Here is a 12956-nt window from a genome sequence, read left to right as displayed (position 1 = left end):
GAACAGAAGGGCCCCCGCCGACCGACCGGCGGGGGCCCTTCCCCTTTCAGGCCGGCATGTCAGGCCAGCAGGAGCGACGGGCTGTCCCGCCACTTCAGGATCTTGTCGAAGCTGACCACCGCGCCGCCCCGGCCCGAGCGGTTGCCGAACTGGACGTGATCGGACAGCTCCTCGATCAGCCGCAGGCCCCGGCCGTGCTCGGCGTCGTCCGACGGGGCCGCCGGAGCCGCCCTGCCCGGGAAGCCCGGCCCCGAGTCCGCGACCTCGATGCGGCAGGTCTCGCCGTCCAGGTACGCCGTCACCCGGTACGCCCCGCCCGGCTCCCGGGGTCCGGCCCCGCCGCCGTGCTCGACGGCGTTGGCACACGCCTCGGTCAGCGCGACCGACAGCTCGTACGACACGTCGGGATCGACCCCCGCCGTCTCCATCGTGCCCAGCAGCAGCCTCCGCGCCAGCGGCACGCTCGCGGCCTCGCGCCGCAGATGGAGTGACCACCAGATGCTCATGCTCCAGCCTCCCGGCAGCGGCTCGACATACCGATACGTATTGCCGGAGCGGACGCCCCGTAAGCGCGGAAAGCCGTCAAGAGCGCTCGTTCGGCGGATGACCCGAGGGCCGCGCCGGTGTATGTCACCGCGGAGGGCCGGTGTATGTCACCGCGAAGAGGTCCAAGGGTGACCTTCCGGACCTGCCGCACGGCGGCCTTGTGCGTGGTGCGATGATGGGCCCGCCATGACTGCCCCCGCGCTCGCTCCACGGCTGCTGAGGGCCGCGGTGTTCACCGCGGTCTGCGTCGTGCTGTCCGCGCTGGGACACGCCCTCGCCGCCTGCGCGGGGATCGCCCTGTGGACCGTCGTGGCCGGTTTCCTCGGCGTCTTCGGGGTCACCGTCCTCTTCGCCGACCGCGAGCGCTCCCTCGGCTTCGTCGTCGGCGCCCTCGCCGGCGGGCAGCTCGGCCTGCACGTCCTCTTCGGGCTCGGACAGCGGCAGCTCAGCCTGAGCGGCCAGGCCGACGACGCCCTCGTACGGATGGCCGCCCGGCTGGTCTGCGGAGCGGGGCCGGCGGCCCTCGACCCCGCCGACGCCGCCCGGATCCTCACCGACGCCGGGATCGCCCCCGCGAGCGCGCACTCCGGCATGGGACACACGGCCATGGGACACGCGGCCGCCATGGCGACCGCGCCCGCCGGCGAGGTGCTGCCCGACCTGCCCATGCTCCTCGGCCACCTCCTGGCCGCCCTGGCCACGGGCTGGCTGCTGCGCCGCGGCGACCGTGCCCTCGGCCGGCTCGTGGAACTCTCCGAGCAGGGGGCGACGGAGCTCGCCGAGTGCGCCCTCGTGCGCTCCCTGCGGGCCGCGCTCCGCCTCGTACGGGCCCTGCTCGCCGGGCTGCCGGCGGCTCCGCGCACGGGACCGCGGCGACCCCTCCGTACCGCCGCCGACTCCTCGCCGCCACCTGCGGCCGAGGCACTCCAGCACACGGTGATCAGGCGCGGCCCCCCGGTCGCCGACTGCGTCCTCGCAGCCTGACGCGGACCGCTCACCGCTCGACGGGAGTGGGCCGCGCACGTCCGCACGCCCGAGCGGGACCTCCGTCCCCGGGCGCCGGATTCCCTCACCCCTTCCTTCGAGCCTTTCGAGTCTTCCGACTCTTTCGGGCCTTTCGAGCTGGAGTTCTTCTGCCATGAGCGTTTCCCGCGTCTCCGCCACCCGCACCGCCCTCGCCGGCGGCATCGCCCTCTCCGCCGTGGTGCTGCTGTCCGGCCCCGCCTTCGCGCACGTCGGCGTGCAGCCGGTGGGCCAGGCCGCCAAGGGTGGCTACGCGACCGTCAACATCAAGGTCCCGAACGAGCGCGACAACGCCTCCACCGTGAAGCTGGAGGTCAACTTCCCGCTCGACCACCCGCTGGCCTCCGTCATGCCGCAGCCCCTCCCCGGCTGGAAGATCGAGGTCACCAAGAGCAAGCTCGCCAAGCCGCTGGAGATGCACGGCAAGAAGATCAACGAGGCCGTCTCCAAGGTCACCTGGACCGCCGACGGCTCGAAGATCGGCCCCGGCCAGTTCCAGCAGTTCCCGCTCTCCCTCGGCCAGCTGCCGGAGGACGCCGACGAGCTGGTCCTCAAGGCGATCCAGACGTACGACAACAAGGAGGTCGTGCGCTGGATCGAGGAGCAGAAGCCCGGCGCCGAGGAGCCCGAGAGCCCGGCCCCCGTCCTGAAGCTCTCCGCCGCCTCCGCCGACGAGGACCACCACGGCGGCGCCGCCGACGAGGACGAGAAGGCCGGCCACGACGACAAGTCGGCCGACCACGAGGAGACCGCCGCCGCCTCCTCGGGCACCGACACCACGGCCCGTGTCCTCGGCGTCGTCGGCATCCTCGTCGGCGTGGCCGGTGTCGCCTTCGGCGTCCTCGCCGGCCGCCGCCGCTCGGCCTGACGGCCGCCCTCCCCATCCGACATCCGGAAGAAAAGCACCATGTCTGAAGAGAAGACGCCCGGGGCGGCCACCGCCCGTCCCGGGCGGCGCACGCCGCTGATCGTCGCGACCGCCGCGATCGTCGCCGCGATCGGCGTCGTCGCGGCCGTCGGCCTCGGCGGCAACGACGACAAGCCCGCGGGCACCGGCTCGGCCGTCGCCGAGGTCTCCGGCACCACCGACTCCACCAAGGCCGCCACCGTCCTCGACCGGCCGTTCACCAAGCCCGCGCTCGTCCTCACCGACACCAAGGGCCAGAAGTACGACCTGCGCGAGCGGACCAAGGGCAAGCCGACCCTCATCTACTTCGGCTACACGCACTGCCCCGACGTCTGCCCCCTGACGATGAGCAACATCGCCATCGCCAAGAAGCAGCTCCCCAAGGCCGACCAGGACAAGCTCCAGGTCGTCTTCGTCACCACCGACCCCGAGCGGGACACCTCCGCCGAGCTCGCCAAGTGGCTGCCCGCCGCCGGCGACCCCTCCTTCACCGGCCTCACCGGCGACTTCTCCGCCATCCAGGCGGGGGCCCGGCAGATCGGCATCGGCATCGACCCGCCGACGAAGGACAAGGACGGCAACGTCGTCTCCATGCACGGAGCCCAGGTGATCGCCTTCTCGCCCACCACCGACCAGGGCTACGTCCTGTACGGCGAGGACACGACCATCGACGACTACGCCAAGGACCTGCCGAAGATCATCAAGGGGGAGAACCCGTGACCCGCCGCACCACCGCCCTGTCCGCCGCCGTGGCGCTCGCCGCCGCGCTCGCGCTGACCGGGTGCTCGTCCTCCGACAGCAAGCCCGATCTGGAGGTCAGCGGCGCGTTCATGCCCCAGCCGGTGATGGACATGGCCGGCGGCTTCCTCACCATCAAGAACGACGGCGACACGGCGGACAGGCTCACCTCCGTCACCAGCCCGCTCTCGGACGACATCACCATGCACGAGACGAAGAACCAGAAGATGCAGCAGGTGAAGTCCTTCGACATCCCCGCGAACGGCGAGCTCTCCCTGGCCCGCGGCGGCAGCCACATCATGTTCATGGAGCTGAAGTCGAAGCCGAAGCAGGGCGAGAAGGTCAGCATCGAGCTGCACTTCGAGAAGTCCGACCCCATCAAGGTCGACGTTCCCGTCGAAGCGCCCAACCACAACCCGCAGCAGCACTGAGCTCGTTGACGGAGTGACTCAGAGATGACAACCACCGCCCCGCGCCTCGGCAACGCCCTGGCCCGGCTGCTGATCCTCGCGGCCGCGCTGCTCGGCACGCTGCTCGCCGGCGCCGCCCCCGCCTCCGCGCATGCGGCGCTCACCGGCAGCGACCCGAAGGACGGGGCGGTGGTCGCCGTCGCCCCCAAGGAGGTCAACCTGACCTTCTCCGAACAGGTCGCCATGGGCACCGACTCCATCCGGGTCCTCGACCCGTCCGGCCGACGGGCCGACACCGGCGAGATACGGGACCTGTGCAGCGGCTCCGTCGTCCGGTACGGAGTGGAGCTCCGCGCCGGACTGCCCGACGGCACGTACACCGTGGCCTGGCAGGCCGTCTCGGCCGACAGCCATCCCGTCGCCGGTGCCTTCACCTTCTCCATCGGCGCTCCCTCCGCCACCTCCGTCGCCGTGCCCGAGCAGACGGCCGGCGGCGGCCTGGTCGGCGTCCTCTACGGCATCGCCCGCTACCTCTCCTACGCCGGATTCGTCGTCCTCGTCGGCGGCGGCGCCTTCGTCCTGGTCTGCTGGCCGCGCGGCGCGAGCGTCCGCCCCGTCCAGCAGACGGTGGTCCGGGGCTGGCTGACCCTCACCGGCTCCACCCTGGTCCTGCTGCTCCTGCGCAGCCCCTACACCGGCTCCGGGAAACTCGCCGACGCCTTCGACCTGGCGGGCCTGAAGACCGTCCTGGAGACGAAGACCGGCGCCGCGCTCACCTCCCGGCTGCTGCTGCTCGGCGCGGCCGCGCTCTTCGTGGCCGTCCTCTTCGGCGCCTACACCAAGCGCACCGACCCGAAGGAGAAGAAGGACCTCGCCTTCGGCCTCGGCCTCGGCGGCGCCGTCGTCGCCGCCGGCATCGCCGCGACCTGGGCCCTGGCCGAGCACGCCTCGACCGGCCTCCAGCCCGGCATCGCCATGCCCGTCGACGTCCTGCACCTCCTCGCCGTCGCCGCCTGGCTCGGCGGCCTCACCGTGCTGCTCGTCGCCCTCTACCGGGCGCCGTTCGTCGAACGCTCCGCCGTCGACCGCTTCTCCAAGGTCGCCTTCGGCTCCGTCGCCGTCCTCGCGGCCACCGGGCTCTACCAGTCCTGGCGCCAGGTCGGCTCCTGGTCCGCGCTGACCGGCACCCGGTACGGACAGCTGCTCCTCGTCAAGATCGGCCTCATGGCGGTCCTCGTCGGCATCGCCTGGATCTCCCGCCGCTGGACCCGCCGCCTGGCGGACCCGGCTCCTCGGGAGGCGGACGAGACGAAGGCGCCGGACACGGAGGACGAGGGCGCCGACAAGACCGAGGCCCTGGACGAAACCCCGGCCGCCTCGGACGCCACAGTCGCCGAGACCGCGACCGACCCCGGCACCGACACCGACACCGACACCGACACCGACGGCAACGGCAACGCCCCGGGCACCGCAGTCATCGACCCCGACACCGCTCCCGACCCCGAGCGGGCCGCGCAGCTCGCCCGGCAGCGGGTGGCCGTCGCCACCGCCCGGCGCAAGCGGGAGCGGGACGCCGACCCCGAGCGGACCGGTCTGCGCCGCTCGGTGCTGACCGAGGCCGCCGTCGCCGTCGTCCTCCTCGCCGTGACCACCGTCCTCACCTCGACCGAGCCCGGCCGCACCGAGGAGGAGGCCGGCCGGGCCGGCTCCGTCTCCGGCCCGGCCGCCGTGCCCGACCGGCCCGTCGACATCCGGCTGCCCTTCGACACCGGCGGCGTCGACGGCAAGGGCGTCGTGCGTCTCAGCCTCGACCCCGGCCGCACCGGCGCCAACGCGCTCCACCTCTTCGTCGAGCGCCCCAACGGCAAGCCGCTGGACGTCCCCGAGATCAAGGTCGCCCTCACCCTGGAGGCGAAGGACCTGGGCCCGCTGCCCGTCGCCCCCGACCGGATCCAGACCGGGCACTGGAGCGCGAGCGGCGTCCAGTTCCCGATGCCGGGCGACTGGAAGATCCAGGTGACCGTCCGTACCTCCGACATCGACCAGACCACCATCGACAAGAACGTGAAGATCGGCTGAAGCACGTGACCGACAGCGACAACCTCGATCTCTCCCGACGACGCCTGCTCGGCACCGTCGGCGCGGCGGGCGCGGCCGGCCTCGTCGTCGGCGCGGCCGGCGGCACCGGGATCTCCTCGGCCCTCTCCGGGGACGACTCCTCCGGTGCCGGAGCCGGCGGCGCCCCGGCCCTGACCACCGTCGGCTCGACCGAGGTGATGTTTCACGGGAAACATCAGGCCGGCATCACCACCCCTCTCCAGTCCCGGGGGCATCTGATCGCCTTCGACCTCGCCCCGGGCGCCGGCCGCAAGGAGGCCGCCGCCCTGCTGCGCCGCTGGTCGGCGACGGCGAAGGCGCTGATGGCGGGCAAGGCCCCGGCCGAGGACACCGGTATCGCCCTGGACGCGGGCCCGTCCTCCCTCACGGTCACCTTCGGCTTCGGCCGCACCTTCTTCGACCGCACCGGGCTCGCCTCTCGCCGGCCCGCCGGGCTCGACCCGCTGCCCGCCTTCTCCGCCGACGCCTTGGACCCCCGGCGCTCGGAGGGCGATCTGTGGGTGCAGATCGGCGCCGACGACGCGCTCGTCGCCTTCCACGCGCTGCGCGCCGTCCAGAAGGACGCGGGCGACGCGGCCCGGGTGCGCTGGCAGATGAACGGCTTCAACCGCTCGGCCGGCGCCACCGCGAAGCCGATGACCGCCCGCAATCTGATGGGCCAGGTCGACGGCACGGGCAACCCCAAGCCCACCGACCCGGACTTCGACAGGCGGATCTTCGTCCCGGCCGGGGGCGGCGGCTCCCCCGAGTGGATGGCCGGCGGCTCGTACGCGGTGGTGCGCCGGATCCGGATGCTGCTCGACGACTGGGAGAAGCTGCCCCTGGACCGGCAGGAGAAGGTGATCGGGCGCCGGAAGTCCGACGGTGCCCCGCTCACCGGCAGCTCCGAGACCACCCCGCTCGACCTGAACAAGTTCGGTCCCGACGGGAAGCCGGTGATCCCGGACAACGCCCACTCCCGGATCTCCGCCCCCGAACAGAACGGCGGGGCGGCGATGCTCCGCAGGCCGTTCTCCTTCCACGACGGGATCGGTCCGGACGGGACGCCGGACGCGGGCCTCCTCTTCGTCTGCTGGCAGGCGGACCCGCTCCGGGGCTTCGTCCCGGTGCAGCGCAAGCTCGACCGGGGCGACGCGCTGTCCGCGTTCATCCGGCACGAGGCGAGCGGCCTGTTCGCGGTGCCGGGCGGCCCCGCCGAGGGCGAGTACGTGGGCCAGCGGCTCCTGGAGGCGTGACCACAGGGCCCGGAGCAGGCGGCGGCCGGGCCCGCACGGCCCTCCGTCCGAGGGGTGAGAGGCCTCGCTCGGGCGGCCGCCCGCCGCGGCGGCGACCATTAGGGTGACGGTATGTCCGCCACCCGGTACACCTATCTCGGCCCCGAAGGCACCTTCACCGAAGCGGCGCTGCGCACGCTGCCCGAGGCCGCGACGCGGGAACTCGTCCCGATGGTCTCGGTCCCCGCCGCCCTCGACGCCGTACGGAACGGGGAGGCCGCCGCCGCGCTCGTCCCGATCGAGAACTCGGTCGAGGGCGGGGTGACCGCGACCCTGGACGAACTGGCCTCCGGCGAGCCGCTGATGATCTACCGCGAGGTGCTCCTGCCGATCGCCTTCGCGCTGCTCGTCCGGCCCGGGACCGAGCTCTCGGAGATCAAGACGGTCACGGGCCACCCGGTGGCCCAGCCGCAGGTCCGGAAGTGGCTGCGGAAGCACCTGCCCGACGCGGTGTGGGAGTCGGCGGCCTCCAACGCGGACGGGGCGCGGCTCGTGCGGGAGGGCCGCTTCGACGCCGCCTTCGCGGGGGAGTTCGCGGCGGCGACGTACGGTCTCGAAGCACTGGTCACCGAGATCCACGACGCGGAGAACGCCGAGACGCGGTTCGTGCTCGTGGGCCGGCCGGCCCGGCCGGCGGCGCCGACGGGTGCGGACAAGACCTCGGTGGTGCTGTGGCTGGGTGACGATCATCCGGGTGCCCTCCTCGAACTGCTCCAGGAATTCGCGGTGCGCGGGGTGAACCTGATGCTGATCCAGTCCCGGCCCACGGGAGCGGGGATCGGGAACTACTGCTTCGCCGTGGACGCGGAGGGCCATATCTCGGACCGGCGGGTGGGCGAGGCGCTGATGGGCCTCAAGCGGATCTGCCCCCGCGTGCGGTTCCTCGGCTCGTACCCGCGGGCGGGTGTCGCGGTCGAGGACGTGCGGGCGCTGCGGCGGGGCACTTCGGACGTGGAGTTCATGGAGGCCTCCGACTGGCTGGCGAGGGCCCAGGACGGTCGGGCCTGATCCGATGGTGGACGAATGCTCCCGGCGGCGTGAGCGTTCGTCCACAGGTACGAACCACTAGTCCTACCTGCATATTTTTCAGTTACCCACAGAGGTTATCCACAGGACCTCGCTCAACCCTGGGGACAAGTCGACAGCTCCCCGCGACAAGGTCGACAAATCGGCCCACTCACCCCCCGCCAGCCCGTGCGCCATCCACAGAGCCCCACAGGCCCCGTGGTCAGCACCTCTCTGCCGACTCACTCGTCGGAGTGAGCAATTCCCACCCAAATGAGTGTGTGAATGCTGTTTGATCACGGAATTCCCAGGTGCGACGCAGGCGCGACGGGGGAAATCCGCGCGAGCCTCTCCGTAGTCCACAGATCGATCCACAGATCTTCCGCACAGCCTGTGGATAAGTGAATGCGGCGCCCGGTGCTCAGCATTTCTCCTCACCTCAATCCGGGCAAAACAACACGCGCGCCGTTATCCGGTGGGGGCACGCGAACGCGCACCGGTAGCCTGGTGGGGTGATTGACCTTCGCCTGCTCCGTGAGGACCCCGACCGTGTTCGCGCCTCCCAGCGCGCCCGTGGAGAGGACGTCGAGCTCGTCGACGCCCTGCTCTCCGCCGATGAGCGGCGCAGGTCGTCCGGCGTCCGCTTCGACGAGCTCCGATCCGAGCAGAAGGCGCTCGGCAAGCTGATCCCCAAGGCCACCCCGGAGGAGCGCGCCGAGCTCCTGCAGAAGGCGGAGCAGCTCAAGACCGACGTCAAGGCCGCCGAGGCCGAGCAGAACGAGGCCGACGAGACGGCCAAGCAGCTCCTGCTCCAGCTCGGGAACATCGTCCACGAGGACGTCCCGGTCGGCGGCGAGGAGGACTTCGTCGTCCTGGAGACGCACGGCACCATCCGCGACTTCGCGGCCGAGGGCTTCGAGCCCAAGGACCACCTGGAGCTGGGCGAGGCCCTCGGCGCCATCGACGTCGAGCGGGGCGCCAAGGTCTCCGGCTCGCGCTTCTACTACCTGACCGGCGTCGGCGCGCTCCTGGAGCTCGCCCTGGTCAACGCGGCGATCGCCCAGGCCACCGAGGCCGGCTTCATCCCCATGCTGACCCCCGCGCTGGTCCGCCCGCGCGCCATGGAGGGCACCGGTTTCCTCGGTCAGGCCGCGGAGAACGTGTACCACCTGGAGAAGGACGACTACTACCTCGTCGGCACCTCCGAGGTCCCCCTCGCCGCGTACCACATGGACGAGATCATCGAGGCCGACAAGCTGCCGCTGCGGTACGCGGGCTTCTCGCCCTGCTTCCGCCGCGAGGCCGGCACGTACGGCAAGGACACCCGGGGCATCTTCCGCGTCCACCAGTTCGACAAGGTCGAGATGTTCTCGTACGTCGCGCCCGAGGACGCGGAGAACGAGCACAAGCGGCTCCTGGAGTGGGAGAAGCAGTGGCTGACCTCGCTGGAGCTGCCGTTCCAGGTCATCGACGTCGCCACCGGTGACCTCGGCGCCTCCGCCTCCCGCAAGTTCGACTGCGAGGCGTGGATCCCGACGCAGGGCAAGTACCGCGAGCTGACCTCCGCGTCGAACTGCGACGGCTTCCAGGCCCGTCGCCTCTCCGTCCGCATGCGCGAGGAGAAGGACGGCAAGAAGACGGTGCAGCCGCTGGCCACCCTGAACGGCACGCTGTGCGCCGTACCGCGCACGATCGTGGCGATCCTGGAGAACCACCAGCTGCCCGACGGTTCGGTGCGGGTGCCGGAGGTGCTCCGCCCGTACCTCGGCGGCCGTGAGGTCCTGGAGCCGATCGCCAAGTGAGCCCCTTCCCCTTCCGCCTGGTCGCGACGGACCTCGACGGCACGCTGCTGCGGGCCGACGAGTCCGTCTCGGGCCGCACGCGGGACGCGCTCGCCGCCGTGACGGCGGCGGGTGCCGCGCACATCGTGGTCACCGGCCGGGCGGTGCCCTGGACCCGGCACATCCTCGACGACCTCGGCTACGAGGGGATAGCGGTGTGCGGGCAGGGCGCGCAGGTCTACCACGCCGGTGAACACCGGCTGCTGACCTCGCTGACCCTGGACCGGCAGCTCGCGGGGCTCGCCCTCTCCAAGATCGAGGCGGAGGTGGGCCCGCTGGCGCTGGCCGCCAGCCGTGACGGTCTGGACGGCGAGGTCCTGATGGGTCCGGGCTACAAGGCCCACGAGGGGCCCCTGCCGTACGTGCCCTACGAGGACCCGGCGGAGGTGTGGTCGGCGCCGCTGACCAAGCTGTACATCCAGCACCCGACGCTGTCCGACGACGAGCTGACCCGCGTCGCGCGGGGGACGGTCGGCGGGCTCGTGGACGTCGTCATGGCCGGGCCCGGCATCGTGGAGATCCTCCCGCTCGGCCTGAGCAAGGCGACCGGTCTGTCGCTCGCGGCGCGCCGGCTCGGCGTGAAGGCGGCGGAGACGATCGCCTTCGGCGACATGCCGAACGACATCCCGATGTTCGGCTGGGCGGCGCACGGCGTGGCCATGGGCAACGCGCACGAGGAGCTGCGGGCGGTGGCGGACGAGGTGACGGCCTCGAACGAGGAGGACGGCATCGCGGTCGTCCTGGAGCGCCTGCTCTCAATCTGACACCGCGAGAACCGGCACCGCGGGAACCGTACGAAGGCCCGCTCCCTTCGGGGAGCGGGCCTTCGCGGGTCCACGGCCCGCGCGGATCAACGATCCGCGCGCTCGAAGCGGCCGCGCCCGGGGGATCCCCCGTGTCCCCCGTCCAACTAGTGTGCGCCGTGCGACTGTTCGTGTACCACTGGTTTTCCCCGGGTCAGCGGGTAGCAGGCCAGGCCGATCGCCAGCGAGATCGCGTGGCCGAGGTCGGTGTAGGTGCGGTCGGTGACGAGCGGGACGAGGAAGAACGCGAGCACGCAGACGAGGTAGAGCCAGCGCCAGGGGTTCGGCAGGCGGTAGGTCAGGATCCCGATGGAGGCGGCGAGGCCGTAGCTGACGCCGATGTCGACGACGTGCGCCATGCTGCGCGGAACGTCGTGGAGCCGGATGGCCACGAGGACGACCTGCTGGCTGATGAGCGTGGCCGCGATGTGGGCGGTGGCGACGGTGAAGAGCCATTTCGGGGTGCCCAGCCAGCGTTCCACGGGGGCGTGGAAGACCTCGAAGAGCACCGTGTACAGGAGGAGGTCGGCGGGGTCCTCGATCCAGAACGCGCTGCCGAGCAGGGCCCGCACGGGGTGGTGCGCGAGCTGGTGGAGATTGCTGCTGTTGCGGTGGAGGAGGTAGGTCTCCAGGCCGTGGGGGACGAGCGCGATGACGAGGCTGGTGATCGCGATGACCGCCAGCCACACGTGCGTGCCGGGTGACGAACGCACCCACGACCTGATCGGTCGGGACGGTTCGCCACCCGGAGGGGTTTCGCCCGGAGGGGCTGCACCCGGAGGGGTTCCACCCGGGGAGGTTCTGCTCGGCACCTTTCAGTGCCTATCACCCGGAGCCGGGAGAACCTCAGAAATTGATCATGTGTCCCGCAATACCGTGGATCGCTTCCTTCACGGCCTCGCCCAGGGTCGGGTGCGCGTGGACGTTCCGGGCGACCTCGTGGACCGTGAGGTCCCACTGCTGGGCCAGGGTCAGCTCGGGCAGCAGCTCGGTGACGTCGGGGCCGATCAGGTGGGCGCCGATGATCTCGCCGTACTTCGCGTCGGCGACGATCTTGACGAAGCCGGTGGCGTCGCCGAGGCCGTGCGCCTTGCCGTTCGCGACGAACGGGAACTTGGCGACCTTGACGTCGTAGCCCTTCTCGCGGGCCTGCGCCTCGGTCCAGCCGAAGCTGGCGATCTGCGGCTGGCAGTAGGTCGCGCGCGGGATCATCGGGTAGTCGAGCTCCATCGTCTCGGCGTCCCCGATGGTCTCGGCCGCGATGACGCCCATGGCCTCGGCGGTGTGCGCGAGCATCAGCTTCGCGGTGACGTCGCCGATGGCGTAGATGTGCGGCACGGAGGTGCGGCAGCGGCCGTCGACGTCGATCGCGCCGCGCTCGGTGAGGGCGACGCCGGTGTTCTCCAGGCCGTAGCCGGAGACGTTCGGGGCGAAGCCGATGGCCTGGAGGACCTTGTCGGCCTCCAGGACCTTCTGGACGCCGTCCTTGCCGGTGACGGTCACGCGGACCTGCGGGCCGGACTCGTCGATGGCCTCGACGCGGGTGGAGGTCAGGACGTCGATGCCGAGCTTGCGGTACTGCTTCGCCAGCTCCTTCGACACCTCCTCGTCCTCCAGCGGGGCGACGCGGTCGAGGAACTCGACGATGGTGACCTTGGTGCCGTAGTTGTTCAGCACGTACGCGAACTCGATGCCGATGGCGCCGGCGCCGGCGATGACGATCGACTTCGGGGCGTCCTCGGCGAGGATCTGCTGCTCGTAGGAGACGACGCGGTCGCTGAGGGCCGTGCCCGGGAGCAGGCGCGGGGAGGCGCCGGTGGCGATGATGCAGTTGTCGAAGGTGATCGTCTCCGACGTGCCGTCGGCCTTGGCCACCTGGAGGGTGTTCGCGTCGAGGAAGGTGCCCCGGCCGTTGAACTCGGTGATCCCGTTCTTCTTCATCAGGAAGTGGACGCCCTTGACGCGGCCGTCCGCGACCGAGCGGCTGCGGCGGAAGGCCTCGCCGTAGTCGAAGGAGACCGTGCCGTCGACCTTGATGCCGAAGGTCTTCGCCTCGTGGTTGAAGATGTGGGCGAGTTCGGCGTTGCGCAGCAGCGCCTTGGTGGGGATGCAGCCGACGTTCAGGCAGACACCGCCCCAGTACTTCTCCTCGACTACCGCGACCCGCTTGCCCAGCTGGGCGGCGCGGATGGCGGCGACGTAACCGCCGGGGCCGGCTCCGAGTACGACGACGTCGAAGCGGTCTGACATGACTGACTCCCGAAGGTGGTGAGGGTGTTCGGTCCGCGTAC

At 71.5% G+C, this 12956-nt stretch carries 12 protein-coding genes; 9 read left to right on the top strand and 3 right to left on the bottom strand.

The window, feature by feature from the left end; genetic code table 11:
• Window positions 1-59: 59 nt before the first annotated feature.
• On the bottom strand, window positions 60-506 hold the full coding sequence (locus ACH4TP_RS19505; protein ID WP_389222438.1) for an ATP-binding protein: 447 nt from the start codon (window positions 504-506) through the stop codon (window positions 60-62).
• Between the two features lie 226 nt (window positions 507-732).
• Between ACH4TP_RS19505 and ACH4TP_RS19500 the strand changes: the two genes are divergently transcribed.
• The 9 genes from ACH4TP_RS19500 to ACH4TP_RS19460 all read left to right on the top strand — a co-directional run bounded on the left by ACH4TP_RS19500 (window position 733) and on the right by ACH4TP_RS19460 (window position 10626).
• On the top strand, window positions 733-1530 hold the full coding sequence (locus ACH4TP_RS19500; protein ID WP_389222440.1) for a hypothetical protein: 798 nt from the start codon (window positions 733-735) through the stop codon (window positions 1528-1530).
• A 154-nt stretch (window positions 1531-1684) separates the two neighbouring features.
• Window positions 1685-2437, top strand: coding sequence for a YcnI family protein (locus ACH4TP_RS19495; RefSeq protein ID WP_398180928.1), 753 nt, complete (start codon window positions 1685-1687; stop codon window positions 2435-2437).
• Window positions 2438-2476: 39 nt separating this feature from the next.
• Window positions 2477-3196, top strand: coding sequence for an SCO family protein (locus ACH4TP_RS19490; protein WP_398180931.1), 720 nt, complete (start codon window positions 2477-2479; stop codon window positions 3194-3196).
• A complete protein-coding gene (locus tag ACH4TP_RS19485; protein WP_389222445.1) occupies window positions 3193-3645 on the top strand; it encodes a copper chaperone PCu(A)C in 453 nt (150 codons plus the stop codon). Before ACH4TP_RS19490 ends, ACH4TP_RS19485 begins: the two co-directional genes overlap by 4 nt.
• A gap of 24 nt (window positions 3646-3669) precedes the next feature.
• On the top strand, window positions 3670-5703 hold the full coding sequence (locus ACH4TP_RS19480; RefSeq protein ID WP_398438615.1) for a copper resistance protein CopC: 2034 nt from the start codon (window positions 3670-3672) through the stop codon (window positions 5701-5703).
• Window positions 5704-5708: 5 nt separating this feature from the next.
• A complete protein-coding gene (efeB, locus tag ACH4TP_RS19475) occupies window positions 5709-6977 on the top strand; it encodes an iron uptake transporter deferrochelatase/peroxidase subunit (RefSeq protein ID WP_398438614.1) in 1269 nt (422 codons plus the stop codon).
• Between the two features lie 111 nt (window positions 6978-7088).
• Window positions 7089-8024 carry a prephenate dehydratase gene (pheA, locus tag ACH4TP_RS19470; RefSeq protein WP_389222451.1) on the top strand — a complete coding sequence of 312 codons (936 nt, stop codon included), beginning with the start codon at window positions 7089-7091 and terminating at the stop codon, window positions 8022-8024.
• 509 nt (window positions 8025-8533) lie between these two features.
• Window positions 8534-9823: a serine--tRNA ligase gene (gene serS, locus ACH4TP_RS19465; protein WP_389222453.1), complete on the top strand. Its 1290-nt coding sequence runs from the start codon at window positions 8534-8536 to the stop codon at window positions 9821-9823.
• Window positions 9820-10626, top strand: a complete 807-nt coding sequence (locus ACH4TP_RS19460) for an HAD family hydrolase (RefSeq protein ID WP_398438613.1) — start codon at window positions 9820-9822, stop codon at window positions 10624-10626. The genes serS and ACH4TP_RS19460 overlap by 4 nt, the downstream gene beginning before the upstream one ends.
• Before the next feature lie 146 nt (window positions 10627-10772).
• Here the strand turns inward: ACH4TP_RS19460 and ACH4TP_RS19455 are convergent, their stop codons facing one another.
• A complete protein-coding gene (locus ACH4TP_RS19455) occupies window positions 10773-11390 on the bottom strand; it encodes a rhomboid-like protein (protein WP_389223205.1) in 618 nt (205 codons plus the stop codon).
• Window positions 11391-11511: 121 nt separating this feature from the next.
• Window positions 11512-12915, bottom strand: a complete 1404-nt coding sequence (gene lpdA / locus ACH4TP_RS19450; RefSeq protein ID WP_365225593.1) for a dihydrolipoyl dehydrogenase — start codon at window positions 12913-12915, stop codon at window positions 11512-11514.
• Window positions 12916-12956: the final 41 nt, after the last annotated feature.

It is taken from the genome of Streptomyces sp. NPDC021012, assembly GCF_044333355.1.
GTDB lineage: Bacteria > Actinomycetota > Actinomycetes > Streptomycetales > Streptomycetaceae > Streptomyces.
Note: the sequence above shows the minus strand (reverse complement) of the source record. Positions and strands in the feature narration are given on the sequence as shown.

What these genes read in the sequence shown, in the direction of transcription:
- ACH4TP_RS19505 (WP_389222438.1), bottom strand. Translation starts at nt 506, where the DNA reads ATGAGCATCTGGTGGTCACTCCATCTGCGGCGCGAGGCCGCGAGCGTG.
- ACH4TP_RS19500 (WP_389222440.1), top strand. Translation starts at nt 733, where the DNA reads ATGACTGCCCCCGCGCTCGCTCCACGGCTGCTGAGGGCCGCGGTGTTC.
- pheA (WP_389222451.1), top strand. Translation starts at nt 7,089, where the DNA reads ATGTCCGCCACCCGGTACACCTATCTCGGCCCCGAAGGCACCTTCACC.
- lpdA (WP_365225593.1), bottom strand. Translation starts at nt 12,915, where the DNA reads ATGTCAGACCGCTTCGACGTCGTCGTACTCGGAGCCGGCCCCGGCGGT.
- ACH4TP_RS19495 (WP_398180928.1), top strand. Translation starts at nt 1,685, where the DNA reads ATGAGCGTTTCCCGCGTCTCCGCCACCCGCACCGCCCTCGCCGGCGGC.
- ACH4TP_RS19480 (WP_398438615.1), top strand. Translation starts at nt 3,670, where the DNA reads ATGACAACCACCGCCCCGCGCCTCGGCAACGCCCTGGCCCGGCTGCTG.
- ACH4TP_RS19490 (WP_398180931.1), top strand. Translation starts at nt 2,477, where the DNA reads ATGTCTGAAGAGAAGACGCCCGGGGCGGCCACCGCCCGTCCCGGGCGG.